The following is a 22,392-nucleotide window of genomic DNA, read 5'->3' as shown; positions in this document are numbered from 1 at the left end:
TTAATCGTTATCTTTGTTAATCCTAAAGCATTCCCGAAACCCGGTCAAGCACCCAATTACTGCCGTTTGGCAAAATCAATGGCCTTCCCCGTCACCATTTGCTCAATTTCCGCTAACGAGAATGGGGTTCCAAACGGCACTGGATGGTCCAAATAATCCACTTCCGGCGTATCCACACCGACATTAATATTTTCCTTAACATTGACGGCATAGTGATGAATATGCCCATGTAAATTGATGATTTGCTTCACGATGCCCATCATCATCGGATAGTGGGTCATATAATACTGACGATGGTCGTATTTGATCAACACACCGACATCATGAAATTCAAACTTAGGTTGCCCGTTCAACTGCGGATCATGGGCCGCTAAGTATTTGAAAAAGGCCCGTGAATCATGGTTACCCTTAATAAAAATGATTTTACCATGCAGTTGTGTCAGTAATGCACAGACCCGTTCGTATGAGATTTTAGCCGGGCGTGTGAAATACAACGCCACGTCACCAAGATGATAGACCGTGTCAGAATCAGTCACGCGGGCATTCCAATGGTCAACGATGGTTTGGTTCATCGTTTCAACATCCGGAAAGGGCCGCGGCGCAAAATCATTATCGCCCAACAGATCCGCGTGGTAAAAATGTGTATCAGATGTAAAGTATTGCATCAGTTCAACCTCGATTATTAAGTTCTCTTAAATCATAGTTTTGAAACTAGTCAATTAATATTGTACCGCGCACCGCCCTAAAAGACACTAGAACAGTTTTGTCTACGAGCGAATTTATTGAGCTACGCGGATCTGATTGTAGCAACCACCTCAGTTTACGTTTGATGCACAGTGACTAGACGCAATTGCGATGCAAGACAGTCACTCTTGGGCGGCAATCCTCACCTTGACAGACGATACAAGACCTGAGGCGGCGAAGATTCATTTTTTGCTGATAAGATACAAAAATGGCTCTCAAGGTTTGCTTGAAAGCCATTTCTAACGGTGCGATTAAAATCTCACTGCTCGCAAACACTCACTGACCATTCACGAGGCAGCTTAGACGGTCATTATGAATTCGTGTGTCGTTGGCGAACACGGTCGCTAAAAATCTTAACGGCATAGAGGCCAAACACCCAGATTGCGGAAACAATCAGCGCAATTAACGTCTCAAACTTCAAGCACAGGACAACTGCGATAAAGGCCAAGAACACCAGAATGAAGTAATCTGACAATGGGAATAGTGGCATCTTGAACTTCACTTTAGCTCGCGAGCCAGCTTGACGGCGATACTTGATGTGCGCAACCACGATCGCACCCCAGATAAAAATAAAGCAGGTCGTCGATACACTGGCAATTAGTGAAAAGACCTTACCAGGCATTAATAAGTTCAGGATAACTGACAAGCCAATCACCAGGGTTGAAAACCACAAGGCGTTGCGTGGCACTTGGCGCGTGGACAGTTTACCCATCCGCTTAGAAAATTTACTCTGCCCATCATACGTCAATGAGAACAACATCCGTCCGGTACTGAACAGCGCACTATTACAGCTCGAAGCCGCAGCAGTCAGCACCACAAAGTTGATGATGGCGGCGGCGGAACGAATCCCTAAGTTAGTAAAGACTTGGACGAAGGGACTGTGGGCAGCTGAAAAGTATTGCCATGGATACATACACATTAAGAAGAATAATGAACCAACGTAGAATAGAATGATCCGGACTGGAATATCATTGATCGCCTTTGGAATCACCGTCTTCGGGTCGGCCGTTTCGGACGCGGTCATCCCCACCATTTCAATCCCAATAAAACTAAACAGGACCATTTGAAATGAGAGCACTAATCCCTTGAAGCCATTCGGCATGAAACCACCATAATTGACCAAGTTGGTCAGACTGGCATGCCCGACCGGCGTCTTGACGCTAAATAGTACCATCCCGATACCGACAGCAATCAAAGCAATAATCGCCGCAATCTTAATAATCGCAAACCAAAATTCAGTTTCCCCAAAAGCTGAAACGTTGATTGAATTTAAGGCTAATAGCAGAATTAAGATGACCAATCCTGGCAGCCACTGTGGTAGCTTCGGCCACCAGAACTGCATGTATTCGCCTGCAGCTGTGATTTCGGCCATCGCAATCGTGATCCAGCAGACCCAGTAAGTCCAGCCGGCCACGAAACCGGTGCGATCGCCTAAGTATTGTTTAATGAAATCAATATACGAATGCGTATTAAGGTCAGATAGCAGTAACTCGCCTAACGCTCGCATCAACAAGAAACAAACGAGTCCAGTCACCAAATAGGCAATCAGAATCGATGGTCCCGCTAAGTGGATGGATTGACCAGCCCCCAAGAAGAGGCCGGTCCCGATGGTGCCACCAATCGCAATCAATTGTACGTGGCGGCTCTTTAACCCGCGCGAAAGTTGTTCCGTCTCGGGCTGTGAATTGTCTTTCGTCATTATTTTTGCACTCCCCTTGCCGTTATTATAGCGGGCAATTTCTTCCCATTCAAAAGGGGGCGCTTGTTAAAATCGCAAAATAGGTCTATACCGTTTTTTGATTGCACGAGTAATTGGTTGCGACAGTAAGCGTTTGCGAATGCACTCACTCCGCCCTTTTGCTTTGTTAACTGACCAATCTAGCGATTCAGCACGTCAACGTGAATAAAGTGAACGTAACGCATAGCAACATGAATAGATTTCACTTAAATAACCAAAAATCACCCAGGTAGTCGTGGACCCTACCCAGGTGATTTTCGACAAACTTGTCGGTCGCAATGGTCGTTATAGAATCAATTGCTCAGTGGGCACCATCGACACCGCACTGAAAACGTGACTTGGTTGCATCTTGACTAACAACTAACGTTTAATGTTTTGGCTGACCCAGGCATCAATTTGAGCCGTGAATGCCTGAAATGCCCGTTGATCTTCAAAGGATGGGAAATCACCCAGCAAGACTTTACCAGCCTGCTGTGCTTGTGACCCATGCTTTTGTAACACAACGATCGATTTGCGTGACTTTTCATCCAAGAACAAATTAGTTGGCAAGTTGAGTAAGCCTTGCAAATAAGCCGCCGTACTCATCCATTTCAACAGGCCTTGTGCTTCTTGCGATTGAAAAATCGTTGTTGGCACGAGGAAGACACCCCAACCACCGGGTAACAGGTGTGACATGGCTTGTTCCATCATCAGATGATGGGTGTAGGAATGGCCATTGGTCGCCTTGGTCTCAAAGTTCTGAACTCGCTCGTCAAGTGGATAATAGCCGACTGGCAAATCGCCAATGGCAATACTCGTTTTAGGCATGACTAGTGGATCAATGGCATCTTGGTGGAACAGTTCCACGGCAGAGCCTTGTAGATCCATACTCATCGCGGCGATGGCTAACTGATTGTCATCGTTATCAACCCCATAGCCTTGAATTGGCTGAGGCCGATCAGTTTGCAGTTGATTAATAACCGTCGTTAATAAGTTCCCAGTTCCAACCGCAATATCTAAAATCGACAGGTCCGTCGTTGGTCCCACCAGTTTGGCAATCAAATATGCCGTCAATAGACCGATTGAATCGGGCGTCATCTGATGATTAGGATCGACACGGTCATTATGAATCGCCTTCAACAAGGCTAGCTGAATTGCACGCCGAATCGTTTCTGCATCGAACTGCTTTAAATCGACACTTTGATACAACTTCTCTAAAGCTTCGACTTGTTGTTGACTCGGCTTGCCATCCTCAACGTGAACCGTCCCACTTAATAAGTTATCACCAGTCTCGATGAGTGCATCTACGTATGAGACGGATAGTTGCTGCATCAAGACCTGCACTGATTGATCTAAGACCTGAAATAGCGTCTCAGTTTCTGCTTGTGCCAGAATACTCACCCCTTCACAAAATCTGTAATCCTTAACCATATTACTGATTTTATGAGCTAAGTTCAAGTCACGGGGTTCGATCACCACTTATCGATGCGGTTTGGCCTGATAAGGATGGTCATAAGATTCCAGTATCAGATAATGCAAGTGTTGTCTGGCCCGAAAATTCATGTAACGTTGCGTCTCGAATGCCCCGCCAATCATCAGTAAACTAATCACTGACAGCAGAATCGTCCCGCGGTGTTTCTTCATCTGGTGCGTGCCTCCTATCGGGTAAAAGTAGTCGGGCTTTAAAATGAATACCATGATCAGTCGTCATGGTTAACGTCATGTCCGGCTCGATGTGAAACTGACTGACGCCTCTCATCATGATTATTCGGCCGCCACCTTTGTGCATTAACACAATCTGATGAAGCACATGAAAATAGGTCAAACGATATTCTTTGTCCTTGGCCTCATTCACAATGACAGCACTGTGGCCCTCGTCGAAGCCAGCTGCATTGGAAATCGCTGTGAATACAAAATGATGATCCGGATTTTCAAGTTCATGGAGCATCAAGTACCAGTCGACGGTCGGTAAATCGACCTGAGTACGGCGGGCAAGATTACGTTGGCCTTGAAACAAAGTCGCCATGACGACCGCCACGATTCCTAATGAAAATACCACTTCAATGAGGGTAAAACCCGCACGCTTAATCATTGGGCACGGCCAACTGAGGCGCATTCAATAATTCAATGGCATAAGTCTCATACGTGCTACGAGCAGCTTGAATCGCTTGTAACGTCTGAGCCTCACGATGCTGCATCATTATCTCGAGGCTCTCAAACCCAATTAGACCGCCCATCAACAGGCCCAATGCGGTAATCGTCTCAATCATCATAAAACCACTGTGCGTCTTTAACATTGGTAACTCGATAAGCCCCCCACCCCATTAGTGCGTTTAATTTGATCTTCTGCTTTGGTCGCAGCGCTGATTTAAAAATGACGACCGCTAATTGCGGATGACCATTCTTCCAAATCTGAATATCGCGCCCGCGTTCCGTCTTCAACGTCGCCGGTAATGCTAGGTGCCACTGTTGTTTTGGTATCGGATGACCCTGTTTGCCGGTCCAACTGACGACCTCCGTCCCCCGAAAACTGACGACTTGCGGATGGCCAGTCACACTCGCTTCAAAAGTCCGCTGTTGCCACATCGTCTGTAAATCACGCCAAAACGCTTGTTCATCGGCTACTTGTCGCTGCCGCGTTGGAAACCGATGGACGGTGATCACGGCCATACTGGTCACGATTGCAAGTACGGTGACCGTTTCAATTAACGTGAAACCATGGCGGCTAGCCATTTATGCTTTGGGCTTGGTGGGCCGAATTGGATTAATAGCCTGGTCCGTCGCTTGCTTGGCTTGTTTGTCATTGAGGTAACCAGCCTCCTTCATCTTGTCAATCGTCGCTTCCTCGCCAGTATCGCTGGTGTACATTTCAGCCTGATTTTGAACAACTTCCGTCAACGCCTCCTGTTGACGTACGGACGCATTCTTACGTTGATCGTGCAAGTTTGGCACCACAATCAACATTAGCAAACTAATAATGGCCAACACGATCACCATTTCAATCAACGTAAACCCGCGTTGCGGCGCAGTCGTTTTCTTCATCAAGCGTTTCATTAATAATGTCATTTTAAAATCTCCCCCATTGATTGGTACATCGGTAGCAACAAACTCAAATACGTGCCCACGACCACGAGCGCAATAACCCCAAACATGATTGGTTGAATCCAACCAATCATCCGATTAAGTTGGCGAATCAGCCGTTCATACTGCATGGTCGCAAAATACAGTAACTCCTGACTCAACTGTTCAGCTGGGCTCTCTTTGCCGACTAATAAAGCGAGTTCATCCGGCAATAAGCGGTCGGCCTGAATAATTGCCATTAGTGACGTTCCCTGCAGCAAAGCCCGCTCCACCACTTTCCCCTGTTGGTGAATAAAAGCTTTGGCCTGAAACTGCTGGCTGACCTCACAAATACCCCGAATCCCTAATCCACCCGCAAGTAGCATGCCAGCATTTAAACTCAAATAGTAGCCGCAATAACTCTTGATCAGCTTGCCAATCAAGGGCATTTTGACCAACCAATGATACCGCTGCCTGATTGGTAGCTGCTGAAAGCGCCAGCCACACCAACCGAGTGCAGCAACAACGACCAGTATTCCAATCGAGATTAGTTGCCAAGGTAATGTCGCCTGGTGACCGACACTGGCCTGGGCACCTAAGCTCGGTAGAATTGCAGCCTTCACTAACCCGAGCGTCCCCAATAGCAGGACCAATAATAAACATGGATACTGCAATAACCGTCGAATCTGTCGGCCCTGTTCCGCACGGGCACGCATCAACTGGCCAGCCTGCGTCAACGTGTGTCGAAGCTCCCCATGCGTCTCCGCAATTAAAAATTGATAATATAGGTCGACCGCAATATATGGACGTAACGCCGTGGACAAGTCATCACCCGCTGCTAGGCGCACGAGAACGGGCTGCAGGACTTGAAATGCTGGTCCCTGTACATCCACAGCAAATTGAAAGGCCTGTTGGAATGAAAAGCCGTTGCCCAATAGGTCCGCCACAGTTTCAAATAGCGTCGCTTGCATCGCAATTGGAAGTCGCTTACGCTTCCTTAAGTTGATGGGCCGTCGCATGATCAAGGCGACCCGCTGCCAGTTGTTCATCAATTAATTGTCCCCACCTCTCCGTCATCATTTGTGTCGTCTTCGGGCGCTCATGTGGCATAACCACCGTATCAAATAAGGTCGCCATACTGCCATCCGTCACCGGGACTAATCGCTGATACGACATGGCCGTTACGGCTTGTTCGAGAACGGCTGGTTCTACGCCTAATTGTGCTAATCGCGGAATAATCCCATAAACACCCCGTGCATGCAACGTACTCAACACCAGATGGCCACTCAAGGCAGCTTGAATCGCGATTCTGGCGGTTTCCGCATCCCGAATCTCCCCAATGATAAACACATCCGGGTGATGCCTAAGACCGACCTTTAATAAATCCGCATAGGCCATCTGAGCGGGTGGATTAACTTGTAACTGCAAAAAATCTGGTTCGTAGATCTCGACTGGATCTTCAATGGTCATCACCAATCGTTGTCCCCGCAGTTGACGCACTAGGTCATACATGGTCGACGTTTTTCCAGCGCCCATCGGTCCAGAAAAGACAATCAACCCAGTATGGTGCATGAGCTGACTCAACTGTTCACGCTGACTTGGAATCAAATATTGGAGATTCTGGGATTCACCCTCGTACAATATCCGAATGACCAGCGATTCGCGGTCTAAAAAATCACCAACGACTGAGATGCGCAGGTTTAAGGTCTGCTCATCCAGCGTTAGCATCATAGCGCCAAGTTGCGGCCGCCGATGGTCACTAATGGCCATATTACTTCGATATTTGATGTGATTAATGAGCTGTTGCGCGAGTGTGGTACTGATTTGGGCAAGTGCGCGCAATTTTCCGGCGGCTTGAATCAGCACCTGGTAACCTTCTGTTGCTGGCATCCAATAAATATCACTGGCCCGTTGTTCAACGGCGGCTTGAATCATTTGGTTCAACTCAGTTTCAATTGACATGAAGCATTTCACACGGTGATACCAGGCAGATTGTCTGTGGCCCAGTTGGACACACAGACGGTATGACTGGCATACTTCCTTTCTTGATTTCACAGCATCATGCTGCGTCACGCTGCCTAGTTTCTAAGTATCAGGGTTCGCAAAACCGGCTGTATTCGCTACAGTGAAGCATCAGTTTGTTGCGGTTATCTCCAACTATCACGAACAATCAATCCATTCACCCTCTCTGGGATTTATGCTTTATTAAAATCAGTTCCTGAATAGGTTTGCCGGCAATTTGTCGGCGGGTTTCTGGCCAATCGTGACGCCAATTAATCTGAAAACAGCTCGCCTCGGTGCAAAATACGGCTGATAAGGGTGCAGTCACTGTTTTGTACCACTATATTGTTCGTTTGAGATTATTTCAGTATCAAATTGTCACGGCACGATGGATTGCTCCTTTCATACAAGTAGTTTCGTAAAATGAGACCCATTTCCACGAAAAAAATTAAACTTTTTCAGAACACATTTTGATTGAACGCCAAAAAGCCATTCTGAAGCGATTGCGCTCCAGAATAGCTTTGAAATTTCGATGCCGATAATAAAGTCGTTGCTTTTGTTACTTAGTTTGATCCGCAGCCACAATTTCCGCCTGAGTTGGAATGGAAGGCTGCGCGCCTAATTTTTGAACTGCCAATGACGAAGCGCGATTGGCAAAACGCACGGCCTCAGCTAAGTTACTGAAATCTGGTTGCAATACAGAGCTTAACGCGCCAATGAACGTATCACCAGCTGCCGTTGTATCCACTGCGTCAACTTTAAAGGCCGGGACAAATCCGTGTTCACCACCGCGCATCCAAAAGGCACCCTTGCTACCGACCGTGATAATGACGTTGGCTACACCTAGTGCTTGTAATTTTTGCGCGCCAGCAACCATCGAAGCTTCATCCGTGATATGAACGCCAGTCAGCGTTTCCGTCTCAGTCTCATTTGGGACGATCAAATCCGTGACCGCTAATAATTCAGCTGGCACCGCGTCCGTTGCCGGTGCTGGATTAAGAATCGTCTTCTGCTTAGCGGCTCGTGCAAGCTCAAATCCGCGTTGGGTCGCAGCAATCGGTGTTTCAAACTGCGCAATTAAAAACGTGCTGTCCGCAATCACTGATTGGGCTTGCTCAACATCTTCCGCCGTGACGAGCTGGTTGGTCCCACCGTCAATTAGAATTCGGTTTTCGCTACTTGCATCCAACAGGATAAATGCGGAGCCGGTCGCAGCCGCATCACTATGCTGAACAAAGCGATCGTCGACCCCGCTCTCTGTCAGTTGTTGGACCATAAAAGTACCTTCCTGATCTTGTCCAACCTTACCAATAAAGGTCGTTTGGGCACCGGCCCGGGCAGCTGCGATCGCTTGATTTGCGCCCTTGCCACCACCTGCAACACTCTTTCCTGTCAGTGGTAAAGTCTCCCCAGGTTTTGGAAAACGTTTGAAGCGTAAAATCGAATCGACATTTAAACTGCCTAACACGGTTACTTTATTCATGATTATTCGTCCCTTCAATGTTCAACTGTCCTAATTTTAGCAAACTGCACCGGGTGATGCATCCGTTTTGCGTCAGTTATCAGCTAAAAACAAGATTTGGATGCAACCAAGGCGCCTCAGGCAAGTTGCAAATCACCGCCAAAAATTGCCCATCAAAAAAGCGCGGTCCTCTGACTTTCATCAAAGAACCGCGCTAAGACTGATTAGTCTGGGAAGTTAGCAGCTTCGTATACTTCTGATACGTCGTCGTTATCTTCTAATTCATCAATCATGTGTTGTAACTTTTCAACTTTATCAGCTGGAACGTCAGTCAAGTTTTCTGGAATCATGGTCAATTCGGCCGTTTCCAACTTGTAACCACTGGCTTCAAGAGCATCCCGTACAGCAGCTAATTGCTTAGGATCCGTGTAGATTTCGAATGCTTCGTCGCTTGATTGTAAATCATCACCACCAGCATCCAAAACATCCATCAGCATCGTATCTTCATCCGTGTCTAAATCTTCACGACTGATAACGATGTAACCCTTACGATCGAACATGTAGCTAACGGCACCCGTTGCAGCCAATGCACCACCATGATGCGTAAATGCTGAACGAACGGCCGCAGCAGTCCGGTTTTTGTTGTCAGTTAATGCGTGAACCAGAACGGCGATACCACCAGGGCCGTAGCCTTCGTAAGTAACTTCTTCGTAGTTCTCCGCACCGGAGCCACTACCTTTATCAACCGCCCGTTTAATATTATCTTTAGGCATGTTGGCAGCTTTGGCCTTATCCATAACTAACCGCAATTGCGCGTTAGAATCTGGATCAGGACCCCCGGCTTTAACAGCCATATATAGTTCACGGGAAATCTTTTGGAAAACTTTCCCACGTTTAGCATCTTGGGCGTTCTTACGTCCTTGAATGTTATGCCATTTTGAATGTCCTGACATGTGTGACTCCTTCTTTCATATTTATTTTCAGTTTAGTAGATAAACATACGTAAAGTATGATAGCAAAAAAAGCGAGCGATTTCAAGCGCTAGACCCGCCTGTACTCACTTTAATTGAACCTGTATGTTGCTGAGGCTTAAATCAAGGCGCCAAAAGTTTAATAATCGGTCAAGGGCGCTGTTTCGATTTTGTCAGTAGCATATATTTGCGCTTATTGACCTTTGGTTGCTTTTTCAAAAGTTGATTTAGTTCATCAATTGTTAAATGATGCATGCCACCCCAGTTGGCAGGGTCTATTGATTTCTCTATACTTTTGATCAGTTTCTTCTCTGAGTCAGTAATTTTGCACACTCCAATCTCTTAAACCAATCAGCTTGTCTAACTCCCAGCAGTAACAACACCCATCTCACGATAGATTCTTATCACGCCAAAATTCCATTCACCTATGGCCGCAAATAAGCATAGCCCGCATCCTGTAAATCCACCAGGCGCACAACGCCCGCTGGAACCACGGTGACCCCGTCCGGAAGCTGGTCGGCCTGAATATGATGGCTCGCCATCGCGTTATGGCAGGCATCCACCTCAACTTGTGGCAGGTCCTGTAACATGTCATTCCAGGCCGGGGTCGTCAACGTGGTGATGGCGGGCCCGTTGACCACGATCACGACCGTACTGGTTGGACGTAGGTCTAAGAAATTGCGAACGTTACTAATCGCCATCGACACTTTTTCTGGTTCATCGACATGGACGACTAAATTGGTCATTTGATTGGACTCCCTTCAAGTGAACGCACTTCTAACGCCCGTAAATAATGATAACTACTCAACATATTACCGCAAGTGGCATCCGTTTCATCCGGCACTTCATAAATCATCGTTGCGCGGGGGTTCAACACCGGCAGTACACGCTGCCAATCGATTAACCCCTGCCCGAGTGGCAAGCTGTCGTGACGCTGCCCCATCGAATCGACAAGGTGATAGTGCTGAATCAGCGGTGCTAAGCGTTTTAAGGCCAGCATCGTCAGGTCCATATCGCCATGTAAAGCAATGAAAACGTGGCTCAAATCACAGACCAGCGGATAGTGATGCTGAATGATGCGCTCATCGAGCTGTGGATCACCGTACATGAAGCTGGCCGTGACCCCATTTTCAATCATCACGTGCCCACTCCCCTGACGTACCAGCTCGTCTAGGCGTTCCAACACGACATCCCGAGCGACACTTAACGACTCATATTCATTGATCAACGGAACACTGTCGCTGCCGTAGCCGCCATGAACCAGCACCTTGACGTCCAGTTCCGTCGCTAAACCGAGTAAGGCCGCCGTACTGTCATGCAAAAATTGATATGCCTCAGCTTCGCGCTTGGGGTCCAACAATTGGTCCAAGTGAACGCCATGATAACTCATCGGGTGGTGAATCACGATCTGCTCGGTGACATTTTCTTTCACAAATAACACTGCCGCCTTCAATGCAGCAAACGCCGCCGAGTCAAAATCTGCTTCACTGGTAAAAAATTCAAATACTTGCGGTCGGTATTGTAATCGGTTCATTAATTGTGCCGGTGTTTGGGAAGCTTTCAGACCTAACTGAATCTTCCCAGGACGCCGCCGTAACGCTAATTGGGTCATCTGCACCACTCATCCTTCCAATAAATTCCAGCCAAATAAAAAGGTTTGGAATCAGATTCCAAACCTAGTATACCGCTATCGTTCCGTTGATTGTCAACCAGACTTCCCGACACCGGCGTCTCATTAGTCAGCCGACTTAGTTGAACCACGGCGAACGATCCCGTATGGTAATGTGACCGTCTTTTCGTCAAGTTCCTTATCGTTCATCAGCTTAGTGAGCATCCGCATCGCAACGGCACCGATATCATAAAGTGGTTGCGTGATTGAGGTGATGGCTGGACGCGTAATCTGCGTGATGATCGTATCGTTACTCGTAACGACTTCCAAATCATCAGGCACATTGATGCCAGTTTCCATGCTTGCATTGATAATGCCGGCAGCCATTTCATCGTCACCAACAAAGACGGCAGTCGCACCGCTATCAGCAATGACCGGTTGTAACTTACGGCCGGCATCGTATGAGTAGCCCGCTTCATAAACCAACGCATCGTCAAATGGAATTTTAGCCTTCGTCAACGCCCGCTTGTAACCAGTCAACCGGTATTCAGCGTTGATTGATTGTGAGAGTGAACCGAGTGCTAAAGCAATCTTCTTGTGACCACGGCCAATTAAGTTCGTGACCGCTTCTTCAACGGCAGCTGCATAGTCAATGTTAACGCTAGGCGTTTCGTTGTTAGGATCAACTGTCCCAGCCAACACAACGGGTGCCTTAGCCCGTTTGAATTCTGCACGGAGTTTATCATCAATATGGTTCCCCATGAAAATAACCCCGTCAACTTGCTTAGCCATCAACGTATTTAACACGTTAACTTCTTGTTCCCCAGCATCGTCTGAGTTGGTCAAAATGATGTTATACTTGTACATCATCGCAATGTCATCGATCCCACGTGCCAGTGAGGCGAAGTAAATGTTCGTGACATCTGGGATAATGACGCCGACCGTCGTTGAGCGCTTGCTTGCTAGTCCACGTGCAACGGCATTTGGCCGATAGTCCAACCGTTCAATGACGGCTAAAACTTTCTTCCGCGTTGCTGGTTTAACGTTAGGATTCCCATTAACCACCCGTGAAACCGTGGCCATTGAAACCGCCGCTTCACGCGCCACATCATAAATTGTTACTGTTTGCTTTTCCATATAAAAATAGCCCTTTCTTGCTTGGTATCATATGTTTTCATCCGTTTTCATGCAACATCAACCAATATAGCAAAATTACGGTCTCAATGCAACTTAAGAATGCTACTGAAATCGCTTTCATGAAAATAATACCCTATCTGTTTTCAAAATGCAAGATTTACCACACGGAGATTGTTATTTTTCACTAACGATTCTCAGCTTTTTATCATCAAGAGCGCTATACTAGTATTATCATATCTAAAGGAGTGTTTTGAATTGGCAGATTATACGAAACTGCAACAAGTCCGTCAGTGGACGCAAGATAACCACGTTGACGTGACCTACATTAGTAATTTCCACACCATTTCATATTTGACTGGGTTTGAAAGCAATCCCTACGAACGGACACTGGGATTGTTCGTGTTCGCAGATGCTGAACCGTTCCTCTTCGCCCCTGCGCTGGAAGTTGAAGCCATCAAGGAAATGGGCTGGCCATACAAGGTCTTCGGTTACTTGGATCACGAAGATCCATATGCTTTGATTGCAACGCATATCCAAGAACAGCTCACTGATCCTAAGTCGTGGGCACTTGAAGCGGGCAACTTGACGCTTGACCGGTTCAATGCCCTCAAGGCGCAATTCCCAGCTGCCCACTTCGACAAGGATTTATCACCATATATCCAGCAACTGCGGCTCGTCAAAACGGCGGATGAACTCGAAAAGTTGAACATTGCCGGTAAATGGGCCGATTTTGCCTTCGAACAAGGGTTTGCCGCTGTCAAAGCCGGTCGCACTGAGCAACAAATTGCTGCTGAACTCCAATACGCCTTGATGAAAAAAGGCATCATGGAAATGAGTTTTGATACTTTGGTCCAAGCTGGTGAACACGCTGCTAATCCACATGGTGCAACCAACGAAACTCAGGTTAAACCTAACGAACTGGTCTTGTTCGACCTCGGTGTGATGTATGAAGGCTACGCATCAGATGCCTCACGGACGATCGCCTATGGTCAGCCAACCGACAAGCAAAAAGAAATCTTCGACGTTTGTCTGGAAGCTAACTTGACCGCCCAAGCAGCCATCAAACCAGGCATGGCCGCTGAAGACGTCGATAAGATCGCCCGCGACATCATCACTAAAGCTGGCTATGGCGAATACTTCATTCACCGCCTCGGCCACGGAATCGGTCAAACCGACCACGAATTTCCGTCCATCATGGCTGGAAACCACATGCCATTAGTTGAAGGAATGTGCTTCTCCGTTGAACCTGGGATTTACATTCCAGGCGTAGCTGGTGTCCGGATCGAAGATTGTGGTGTGGTGACGAAGGAAGGCTTCAAGCCATTCACGCACACACCAAAGGAAATGAAAATTTTGGACCTCTAGTCTAAACGGCTCGTATTCTCGATAAAATGAATAATCCGCCCCATTGTGCTTATCAGGATGGGGCGGATTTTTTTGTCCTAGTGCAAGGAACCGCCAGCAACCTGTTATCAATCTAAAAACCTGGGCTTGACGGTTCTCCCCCATCTTCCTCGTCAACTTAAAATCGTTCGATTAACGCAAGTAACCGCTTTACTAATCGTGGTTGCTTGTCATAGAATAAGTCTACTAGCGCGCTCACCTGATTAGCAGCGCTAAGACCATCTTCAAGGAGGTTTGCCCGCTTGTTTACCCTATTCATCTTACTTTTACAGCGACTCGGGATTATTCTTGCCCTAGCTTTTATTCTCGTGAACGTGCGTTTCTTCCGTCGCCTGATTAACCAAAATACGTGGCAGGCCAAATTCGCACTAATCATCATTTTCGCCATTTTCACGGTCATCTCCAACTTGACCGGTGTTGAAATCACGCATGACAGCGCGCTGATTCAAAGCACTTTTTTGACCACGTTGCCCCAGTCCGATTCCATCGCGAATACGCGCACCCTGACGATTACGGTTGCCGGAATTATCGGCGGACCCATTGTTGGAACCGCGGTCGGTTTTTTAGGCGGCCTGCACCGGGTCATTCAAGGCAGTCTCTCTGACTTCTTCTACATTCCCAGTTCAATGCTGGTTGGCCTCTTTTCAGGTGTTGCGGGACGATACTTCAAGCGCAACGACACCTATGCCGGTCCTTGGATTACCGCACTGCTTGGCATCTGCTCCGAAGGGATTCAAATGATTTTTATTGGCATTTTCAGCGGTTTGGCGTTATTAAAGCTCATTTTCATTCCAATGATGGGGCTCAATAGTATCGGTGCCTTCGTGTTCGTCTCGATCATTAACGCTTATATTACCAATGAACAACAACTAAAAGCCGTGCAGACGCATGATGTCCTCAATCTGACGGACAAGACCCTGCCCTACTTTCGCCAAGGACTCAACGTTCAGTCCGCTGCTAAGGTCTGCCAGATCATTAAGCAGTATACGAATTTTGATGCAGTCGGAATTACCGACCGGGTCAATGTACTCGCACACGTTGGCGCTGGTCAGGACCACCATCTTCCCAACCAAACGGTGATGACTGACCTCTCCAAGCACGTTATCACCAGCGGTACCGCTCGTTTTGCTTATCATAAAGCCGAAATTGGTTGTCCCAACGCCAACTGTCCACTCGAGTCAGCAATCGTGCTACCACTCAAGGTTAATGACCGAACGATTGGTGCACTCAAGATGTATTTCGTTGAAGCTGAACGGCTCACACCAGTTGAAGAAAACTTAGCACTGGGACTGGCCTCGATTTTTTCAAGTCAATTGGCCTTGGGAATTGCTGAAGAACAATCCAAACTAGCGAGTGATGCCAAGATCAAAGCCTTACAAGCACAAATCAACCCGCACTTCTTCTTCAACGCCATTAATACCATCAGTGCGCTGATGCGAACGAACGTGGAACAGGCCCGCACCGCATTACTGCAACTAAGCACGTTTTTCCGGTCGACATTACAAGGTGTTCGTGAGACTGAAATCCCACTGCAGCAAGAGTGTGAACATGTCAACTCGTACATTGCCCTTGAGCAGACCCGCTTTCCCGATAAGTATCGCGTCACTTACGATATTGCGCCAGATGCTCAGATCAAAGTTCCACCCTTCTGCCTGCAAGTCTTAGTAGAAAACGCGGTCAAACACGCCTTTACTGGTCGTTCGTCAAATAATCAGATTAATATTAGCGTTCAACAATCGGCCGACACCGTCCTGCTGGAGGTCAGCGATAATGGCAACGGAATCGCACCAGCACTACTTCCCCAGTTGGGTGAGGTCGCAATCGATTCTAAATCAGGCACTGGGACCGCACTCTTTAATCTCAATCAACGGCTAATTGGCTTATACGGTCCGGCAAGTCAACTACAGATTCAGAGTACGACAGCCGGAACCACGATTAAAATGGCGATTCCAAGGCGCTCAGCCAATCACACGAAATAGCTGGCGATGGCTGCCCATCAATCTGCGATAGTCCAAAATAGTTCTCGTATCACCCACGCCGACAGTTGATTGGAAACAGAACTATTTTCGGTTAATCTAAACGCGAAATTGGAACGCTGACCACTCGTTTTTGGCCTGTTCCTTGCAAATCGGTTGCTCAATCACAACCAAGTAACGCTCACACGAGGTGAATTTCAATGAATATTTTAGTTCTGGATGACGAGCCACTCGCACGGCAAGAACTCGAGTACTTACTCAAACAAAATCCGCAAGTTGAGGCTGTATTTCAAGCAGCCAGCATCGCTGAAGGTCTCCAGCTACTTATTAGTAAAAAAATCGACCTGCTCTTCTTAGATATCGACCTCAACGATGAGAATGGCTTCACGTTGGCCAAAGATCTCGATCAACTGGCGAACCCACCCCTAGTCATTTTTGCCACAGCTTATGACAGTTATGCCGTCGATGCGTTTAATATTGACGCCATCGACTACGTTTTGAAGCCATTCGAACAGGCACGCGTCGATCAAGCGGTCGAGAAAGCCAACTCACTCCTGAAGACGCCGGTTGAACCGTCAACCACTACACCGACTGCAACGGTGATTACGATTACGCAGGATGAAAAGACTCGGGTCATTCAAATGACTGACATCCGTTATGCGGTGATCAATAATGGCGAACTCACGATTACGACCCACGACGACCAGCTCATGACCCGTGAAACGCTCAACTGGCTAAAGGCGCGTTTGGATTCTGACCAGTTTATTCAGGTCCATCGCAGTGTTTTAGTCAACGTTGCTGATATACACGAAATTCAGCCTTGGTTTAACCATACTTATCAATTGACCATGAGTGATGGACAAAAACTCCCGGTCGGCCGTTCATTCATCAAGCCTCTCAGAGAGAAACTCCGCATGTAGTTGGTAAACCATTCGGCAGTCAATTAGGGCAGTTCACGGCCAATATTTTGTTATTCGGCTAAAAAAGCGCTTAAATGCGCTTTTTTTCGTTATGATAATCTCGAAAAACAAGGAAAGAAGGATGATTGTCATGTCGAAACCCAACCCAACACCTAAAACAGCCTCAGCACCATTTCTCGTTCAAATCGGAATCTATACGGCAGTCCTTTTTATTGCGAATGGCCTCTCGGGACTCTTCCCAGCTAATTTTCCAGTTCCCGCACCAGTGATTGGCCTCATCTTATTATATTTAGCGCTAACATTACACATCGTTAAACTCGAATGGGTCGACTCGGTTGGCAGCTTCCTGATTAGCATTATCGGTTTTCTGTTTGTCCCTTCCGGCATTTCACTAGCTGCTAACTTGAAAATCATGCAGCAACAAGGCCTTCAACTGGCAATTGTCATCATTTGTGCCACGATTATTTTACTGGTTGTGACGACCTATACAGCCAAGGGATTGATTTGGGCGCACCAATTACTCAAAACAGGCTTCAGTCGACCGACCAGCTCAGCAACCAATCTGACCCAGGCCGTGTCCCCAGAAGATAAGGAGCGTGATTAAGATGTCAACACTCATTACGACCCCCTTTTTTGGCATCGTCTTGTCCATTGGGGTTTACCTGATTGGGCAATGGTTATTCAAGAAAAGTCACGGTCTGTTCATTTTTCAACCACTATTTGTCGCGATGGTTCTGGGAATCGCCATCTTAGTACTACTCGCAACGGTCTTAGGCACCAGCACCGCTAAACTTTACACAACCGCCTATAAACCAGGCGGCGACCTGATTTTTTGGTTCTTGAGTCCGGCGACAATCGCATTCGCGATTCCACTCTATAAGCGTAATGATATTATCAAAAAATATTGGTTAGACATTCTGGCCTCGCTAGTTATCGGTGCTAGTATTTCACTAGTCGCCATCGTTGGCATCTCAAAATTAATGGGCCTCAGCGAAGTGGCGACTAAATCAATGTTACCGCAAGCCGCAACGACCGCGATTGCCTTACCGATTGCAACCTCAATTGGTGGCAACAGCGCTGTGACCGCCATGGCTTGTATTCTAAACGCCGTTATCATCTATGCACTTGGTGACTGGTTGGTCAAAACGTTCCGGCTCAATCGTAATCCAATCGGTGTCGGGCTTGGATTGGGTACTTCGGGCCACACGATTGGTTCGGCTTACGCGCTGAAACTAGGTTCGGTTCAAGGCTCAATGGCCGCGATTGCCGTTGTGATTATCGGTATCGTCATTGACCTGATCGTCCCAATCTTTAGTCGAATCCTGTTCTAATGTTTCCCTCATATCACCTTATCAAACTGAAAAGGCGCCACTAAGCGAACATTGCTTAGTGGCGCCTTTGATATGTCCTAAAATCACAGCTTGTGCACGTTAACTTGCTTTTTTCAGTGGCCCAAGCTGGCTACTTTAGCGCTTAAGAACTGGCGCGTGAATCAGCCTCGGTCCAACCTAAGCATGATCACAGTGCGTACGAACTTATCAGTCCCATCTTTTAAACCACGCCCACCTGACGTTATTCTGGCAGTGGATGCGATGCTTCATAATCTGCAACCTCGTGCAGTAATTCATCGGTCTGCTTAAGTGGTAGGACATCGCAGTCCACGGCTGCTTCACTGCCGGCTTGACTCGCGCGCCGATAAACATCGATCTTATGGTTGACCTTTTGGAGATTCAATAAAGATTGGTGAATCTGGGCCTCAACGGCTTCACGCTGTTCCTCAAACATGGCCAGTCGTTGGTCGATGGTTTCGTCGCCGGCCGCACACCAGCTGATAAATTGCCGAATATCTTCCAACGGCATCCCAGTTTGTTTTAAGCAGCGAATGAGGGCTAATGAATCTAAGTCGGCATCGTTAAAAACCCGCCGACCCTGCTTATCACGTTTAACAAACGGCGTTAACCCCGCCTTGTCATAATAGCGTAGGGTATAACTTGAAATTCCAGTCTTTTTCGCAACTGCGCCTATTGAATACAACTTGATTCCCTCCTCAAAACAGATGGGACACCGAGCAACCGCTCCGTGTCCCAATTAATGACCTAACGCTTTATTTTTCTGATGATGGCTTCTCATCAGTTGGCTGTGCTTCTTCAGCTGAAGTTGGCGCTACTGATTGTTCGTCAGTTGACGCATCGGTCGCAGCCGAATCCGCTTCACTTGTCGCTTCCGACGTTTCATCAGAAGCTGACGATGATTGACTGGCATCTTGATAAGCTGCCCCACCATCAATGACGATATCCTGTTCGTCGAGGTCGTCATCTTCGACCTTGGCTAGTTCGGAACGCAAACTATCTGTCGCTTGGTCGAGGCTTGAGCCGTAAGTCGCACCAGTTTCTTGCTTAGCGGCTTGGTATTGGTCCGCGAAGTCAGCGACTTTTTGCTTGGCATCTTCAAACTGTTGGCCGGCTTCGGCTTTGAAATCTTCGGCCGCATCATTGGCATAGAACGCATAGTCAATGGCACGATCTTTAAAATCTGCAATCCCTTGTTGCGCTTTGGCTTTTAATTCAGCCTTTTTGTCGTCATCTAAACGTTTAACAGCAGTGGCCAAGGCCGCGCCACCTACGATAAGACCTAATAAGAATCCTTTTTTCGACATAATTAAGACTCCTCACTATTATTTTTTGAACGCCGGTTACGATAAACATCAAATGCGGCCTTACCAACCTTGCTAGCACTTGAAAACTTGCTGCGTTTTTCGTTGGATTTGCCGACTTTAGCCGTTAATTCACGCGTTGCTGCATTTAAATCTGAAACACTTTGTCCCAAGTCACCCATTGCTTGGAACGCGGGGTCGATCGTTGCAACCTTACCATTGACATCCTTCAATAATTCATTGGCATTTGCCATGATTTTTTCAGTTTCATGCGACAAGGCGTCAACATCATCAGTAATGTTGCTCAAACTGCGATTAACTTCCCCCATCGTTTTGGTAATCCGCATTAAGAAAATCCCGATAAAGCAAACTAGTAATAAGAATGCAATGGCGGCAATGATGCCCGCAATGTGTGTAATCATCCTAAAATTCCTCCTTCAACAGCCACTATATTAGAACTAGCATAGCATTGTCTTAAGTATACCGCAATTAAAAACCTGCTTACAACCGAGTCTATCGGCCATTTAATCACGCTGGAACGATAATCACTTGGTTGACCAAGTCAAATCTGATAAACTAGTGAACAGACAACAATTAACGAGGGTGAAGATATGTTTAATGCAATTAACTTAGCAGCCGTGGAGAACCCGACCAAACAAGTCTCCGTCTGGATGAAGCTTGCTAAGAAAATTGACTGGCAACAAATTATTATTAATATTGGTGGCAAAATACTCGAAATCATTTTATTTATTTTACTATTTTGGGTCATTGATCGGCTAGGAAAACGCCTGATTCATCACTTATTCATGACCAATGCCAATACGAGCGATACAGCCAACAACCGGATTTCAACCATTTACACGTTATCGCTGAATATTTACCACTACGTCATCATGTTCTTTGGGATTTATGCCGTACTGTCCGTACTGGGCGTTCCCGTTGGCACATTGATCGCTAGTGCCGGAATTTTCAGTGTCGCACTTGGCTTAGGGGCCCAAGGCTTTGTCAGTGATATCGTCACCGGTTTCTTTATTTTATTAGAAGACCAAATTGACGTCGGTGACTATGTCAAAATTGAAACGATCGAGGGCACCGTCTCTGCGATTGGCTTGCGCACTACACAAGTTACTAGTCCAGATGGCACGTTGAACTTCATTCCCAACCGCAAAATTTTGATTATCAGTAACCAATCTCGCAATGACATGCGGGTTCTGATCGACCTGTATATTCTGACCACGACACCCGTTCAAGAGCTGACACAGGTCGTTCGCGATACGAATACGGAACTAGTACCGAAGTACCCAGACATCATTGGGGAACCCGATATTCAAGGTGTTACCACCCAAACTGACGGGACGTTGGTCTTCCGCGTCCAGTTCTACGTGAAAAATGGGATGCAATTTGCCATTCAACGTGACTTCTTGTCCGCCTATCTGGACGCTGCCCGGGCAGCTGGGATTCAACTCCCTTCACCACGATTGAACATTGCACCAACCCATAAATAACTCATTTAATCCCAAAATTCGACTCGCGCTGGTTCTTATTCTTAACCATCACGAGTCGAATTTTTATTTTGATTCACGTCTAACCGCATTGCAAAAGTTAATTTGGCATTGATCATGATTAAATCATGCCAATTTCTAAGTTCAAAAGCGGCCAGCTGAGACCCGCTGGAAACAAAGCGAGTTAGTGTAAACCGGCTATTATGTCGACGTCCTATGCCGGCTTCCAGGCATTCTGTGCAATGGCCGGAACGTGGTGGACACAGATTTAAGCCGACAACCCACGTCTTAAATACTGGTCTTTCACTAACCAAGCCAAAAACGCTTGCTAAGTGAAATTTCACCACTGGGCCTTGCCCCGAATACCTTCCAGCCGGGATGGTATTCGAAAGGCAGACATGTGCGGACCTAGCTTTTTGTGGAATTAATCGTTGATTCCTTGGTACACGGGAATTTTGATAGTCAACTGTCGGACTAGTTTCTAAAAACCACTAAATTTTTCGACCCATGTTTCAAGGTCTCAGAAAAGTAACTTTACTCAACTTGTCAGAATCTTCACTGATCGTTTGAGATAGCAAAATTTTGAATTCTAAGCAAGGATAATTTTATTGACTAAATTCAGTACTAGTTGCCATTGAAATTAGTCAATAAAATTCGGTAATCTTCTCAGTGCTAAAATACCATAAGCATCATCAAGATAGATTTTAAGTTTGCTCGAAGGACCTGTCTTCTAACGTTCAGTGGTCAGTTGTACCGAGATAGGTGGCTGTTCATCCGCCATTCGAGCGGCTTCCCGACTGGAGGGGCCGGCTGACAATGCTCAGTAGCCAAATTATTCTTAGCTGGAAGTGGGTTGCTTCCGGCTTAGAATAAGACTCGTATTTGAAATTGCGCAGTGACTTTCTGCGTGAGTTCAAATCGACGTCGGCTTACGTTCCAGCAATTGTCAGCCGGCCCCGGAAGTCGGACTAAGACGATCACCGGCAGACGAACAGTAAGCCTAACAATTGGCATGATTTAATCATCTTTAATGCTGAAGAATAACTAACACATTGCGGAAGCCAAAATATCCCGCCATAACTGATTGATGCAGACTTTCATCAATCAATTATGGCGGGATATTTAGGGTCTATGATATTTAGTGTTGATAGATAATATCCATCAACACTATTTTTATGTACAACAAAAGGACATATCGTCCTGTGCTACAATTAAGTCGACCAAAACCAATTGAAA

Annotated in this window: 24 protein-coding genes; 6 read left to right on the top strand and 18 right to left on the bottom strand. The window is 46.8% G+C overall.

Translation table 11 applies throughout. The features are described from left to right. Positions 1-56 precede the first annotated feature (56 nt). The 15 genes from MZO40_RS15255 to ccpA all read right to left on the bottom strand — a co-directional run bounded on the left by MZO40_RS15255 (position 57) and on the right by ccpA (position 12,701). Complete coding sequence (locus tag MZO40_RS15255) at positions 57-665, bottom strand: metallophosphoesterase (protein ID WP_105919763.1); 609 nt, start codon at positions 663-665, stop codon at positions 57-59. A 389-nt stretch (positions 666-1,054) separates the two neighbouring features. Continuing rightward, complete coding sequence (locus tag MZO40_RS15250; protein ID WP_105962060.1) at positions 1,055-2,443, bottom strand: amino acid permease; 1,389 nt, start codon at positions 2,441-2,443, stop codon at positions 1,055-1,057. A gap of 399 nt (positions 2,444-2,842) precedes the next feature. Continuing rightward, positions 2,843-3,892 (bottom strand): class I SAM-dependent methyltransferase, encoded by a 1,050-nt coding sequence (locus tag MZO40_RS15245; RefSeq protein ID WP_165861066.1) that lies wholly within the window; start codon positions 3,890-3,892, stop codon positions 2,843-2,845. 48 nt (positions 3,893-3,940) lie between these two features. Beyond that, positions 3,941-4,105, bottom strand: a complete 165-nt coding sequence (locus tag MZO40_RS15240; protein WP_162937027.1) for a hypothetical protein — start codon at positions 4,103-4,105, stop codon at positions 3,941-3,943. Then, on the bottom strand, positions 4,065-4,553 hold the full coding sequence (locus MZO40_RS15235) for a prepilin-type N-terminal cleavage/methylation domain-containing protein (protein ID WP_050339312.1): 489 nt from the start codon (positions 4,551-4,553) through the stop codon (positions 4,065-4,067). Before MZO40_RS15235 ends, MZO40_RS15240 begins: the two co-directional genes overlap by 41 nt. Further along, the gene (locus tag MZO40_RS15230) at positions 4,546-4,758 is read right to left on the bottom strand and encodes a histidine kinase (protein WP_105919765.1); all 213 of its coding nucleotides are present in this window, start codon (positions 4,756-4,758) and stop codon (positions 4,546-4,548) included. The genes MZO40_RS15235 and MZO40_RS15230 overlap by 8 nt, the downstream gene beginning before the upstream one ends. Then, positions 4,724-5,194 (bottom strand): prepilin-type N-terminal cleavage/methylation domain-containing protein, encoded by a 471-nt coding sequence (locus MZO40_RS15225; protein WP_050339314.1) that lies wholly within the window; start codon positions 5,192-5,194, stop codon positions 4,724-4,726. The genes MZO40_RS15230 and MZO40_RS15225 overlap by 35 nt, the downstream gene beginning before the upstream one ends. Beyond that, the gene (comGC, locus tag MZO40_RS15220; protein ID WP_105962059.1) at positions 5,195-5,527 is read right to left on the bottom strand and encodes a competence type IV pilus major pilin ComGC; all 333 of its coding nucleotides are present in this window, start codon (positions 5,525-5,527) and stop codon (positions 5,195-5,197) included. After that, the gene (locus tag MZO40_RS15215) at positions 5,524-6,570 is read right to left on the bottom strand and encodes a type II secretion system F family protein (protein ID WP_165861065.1); all 1,047 of its coding nucleotides are present in this window, start codon (positions 6,568-6,570) and stop codon (positions 5,524-5,526) included. Before MZO40_RS15215 ends, comGC begins: the two co-directional genes overlap by 4 nt. Continuing rightward, positions 6,509-7,483: a competence type IV pilus ATPase ComGA gene (gene comGA / locus MZO40_RS15210; RefSeq protein ID WP_050339317.1), complete on the bottom strand. Its 975-nt coding sequence runs from the start codon at positions 7,481-7,483 to the stop codon at positions 6,509-6,511. Before comGA ends, MZO40_RS15215 begins: the two co-directional genes overlap by 62 nt. A gap of 598 nt (positions 7,484-8,081) precedes the next feature. Next, positions 8,082-9,005: a ribokinase gene (rbsK, locus tag MZO40_RS15205; RefSeq protein ID WP_101873256.1), complete on the bottom strand. Its 924-nt coding sequence runs from the start codon at positions 9,003-9,005 to the stop codon at positions 8,082-8,084. 203 nt (positions 9,006-9,208) lie between these two features. Further along, positions 9,209-9,937, bottom strand: a complete 729-nt coding sequence (locus tag MZO40_RS15200) for a YebC/PmpR family DNA-binding transcriptional regulator (RefSeq protein WP_050339319.1) — start codon at positions 9,935-9,937, stop codon at positions 9,209-9,211. Between the two features lie 443 nt (positions 9,938-10,380). Next, positions 10,381-10,701: a DsrE family protein gene (locus MZO40_RS15195; protein ID WP_101873254.1), complete on the bottom strand. Its 321-nt coding sequence runs from the start codon at positions 10,699-10,701 to the stop codon at positions 10,381-10,383. Further along, complete coding sequence (locus MZO40_RS15190) at positions 10,698-11,567, bottom strand: sugar phosphate isomerase/epimerase (RefSeq protein WP_105962062.1); 870 nt, start codon at positions 11,565-11,567, stop codon at positions 10,698-10,700. The genes MZO40_RS15195 and MZO40_RS15190 overlap by 4 nt, the downstream gene beginning before the upstream one ends. Positions 11,568-11,690: 123 nt before the next feature. Beyond that, positions 11,691-12,701: a catabolite control protein A gene (gene ccpA, locus MZO40_RS15185; RefSeq protein ID WP_050339321.1), complete on the bottom strand. Its 1,011-nt coding sequence runs from the start codon at positions 12,699-12,701 to the stop codon at positions 11,691-11,693. Between the two features lie 255 nt (positions 12,702-12,956). On the opposite strand from ccpA, the gene MZO40_RS15180 reads away from it, so the two are divergent. The 5 genes from MZO40_RS15180 to lrgB all read left to right on the top strand — a co-directional run bounded on the left by MZO40_RS15180 (position 12,957) and on the right by lrgB (position 18,332). Continuing rightward, positions 12,957-14,066, top strand: a complete 1,110-nt coding sequence (locus MZO40_RS15180) for a Xaa-Pro peptidase family protein (RefSeq protein ID WP_050339322.1) — start codon at positions 12,957-12,959, stop codon at positions 14,064-14,066. A gap of 281 nt (positions 14,067-14,347) precedes the next feature. Further along, positions 14,348-16,084, top strand: coding sequence for a sensor histidine kinase (locus MZO40_RS15175; protein WP_088771069.1), 1,737 nt, complete (start codon positions 14,348-14,350; stop codon positions 16,082-16,084). Positions 16,085-16,281: 197 nt separating this feature from the next. After that, a complete protein-coding gene (locus tag MZO40_RS15170; protein ID WP_105962054.1) occupies positions 16,282-17,001 on the top strand; it encodes a LytTR family DNA-binding domain-containing protein in 720 nt (239 codons plus the stop codon). 130 nt (positions 17,002-17,131) lie between these two features. Continuing rightward, a complete protein-coding gene (locus MZO40_RS15165; RefSeq protein ID WP_105962053.1) occupies positions 17,132-17,605 on the top strand; it encodes a CidA/LrgA family protein in 474 nt (157 codons plus the stop codon). 1 nt (position 17,606) lies between these two features. Beyond that, positions 17,607-18,332 carry an antiholin-like protein LrgB gene (gene lrgB, locus MZO40_RS15160; RefSeq protein ID WP_050339326.1) on the top strand — a complete coding sequence of 242 codons (726 nt, stop codon included), beginning with the start codon at positions 17,607-17,609 and terminating at the stop codon, positions 18,330-18,332. 241 nt (positions 18,333-18,573) lie between these two features. Here lrgB and MZO40_RS15155 read toward each other — a convergent pair whose 3' ends face one another. The 3 genes from MZO40_RS15155 to MZO40_RS15145 all read right to left on the bottom strand — a co-directional run bounded on the left by MZO40_RS15155 (position 18,574) and on the right by MZO40_RS15145 (position 20,076). Next, positions 18,574-19,035 carry a MerR family transcriptional regulator gene (locus tag MZO40_RS15155; protein ID WP_056952756.1) on the bottom strand — a complete coding sequence of 154 codons (462 nt, stop codon included), beginning with the start codon at positions 19,033-19,035 and terminating at the stop codon, positions 18,574-18,576. Positions 19,036-19,105: 70 nt separating this feature from the next. Then, positions 19,106-19,657: a YtxH domain-containing protein gene (locus tag MZO40_RS15150; RefSeq protein WP_105962052.1), complete on the bottom strand. Its 552-nt coding sequence runs from the start codon at positions 19,655-19,657 to the stop codon at positions 19,106-19,108. Between the two features lie 2 nt (positions 19,658-19,659). Then, positions 19,660-20,076 carry a DUF948 domain-containing protein gene (locus MZO40_RS15145; protein ID WP_003639138.1) on the bottom strand — a complete coding sequence of 139 codons (417 nt, stop codon included), beginning with the start codon at positions 20,074-20,076 and terminating at the stop codon, positions 19,660-19,662. Between the two features lie 189 nt (positions 20,077-20,265). Here MZO40_RS15145 and MZO40_RS15140 point away from each other — a divergent pair, with 189 nt between their 5' ends. Further along, positions 20,266-21,159 (top strand): mechanosensitive ion channel family protein, encoded by an 894-nt coding sequence (locus MZO40_RS15140; protein ID WP_050339329.1) that lies wholly within the window; start codon positions 20,266-20,268, stop codon positions 21,157-21,159. Positions 21,160-22,392: the final 1,233 nt, after the last annotated feature.

Origin of the sequence: Lactiplantibacillus sp. B652 (assembly GCF_023806745.1) — a bacterium.
Lineage (GTDB): Bacteria > Bacillota > Bacilli > Lactobacillales > Lactobacillaceae > Lactiplantibacillus > Lactiplantibacillus pentosus.
The sequence above is the reverse complement of the archived record's forward strand: the minus strand, read 5'-3'. Positions and strand labels throughout refer to the sequence as shown.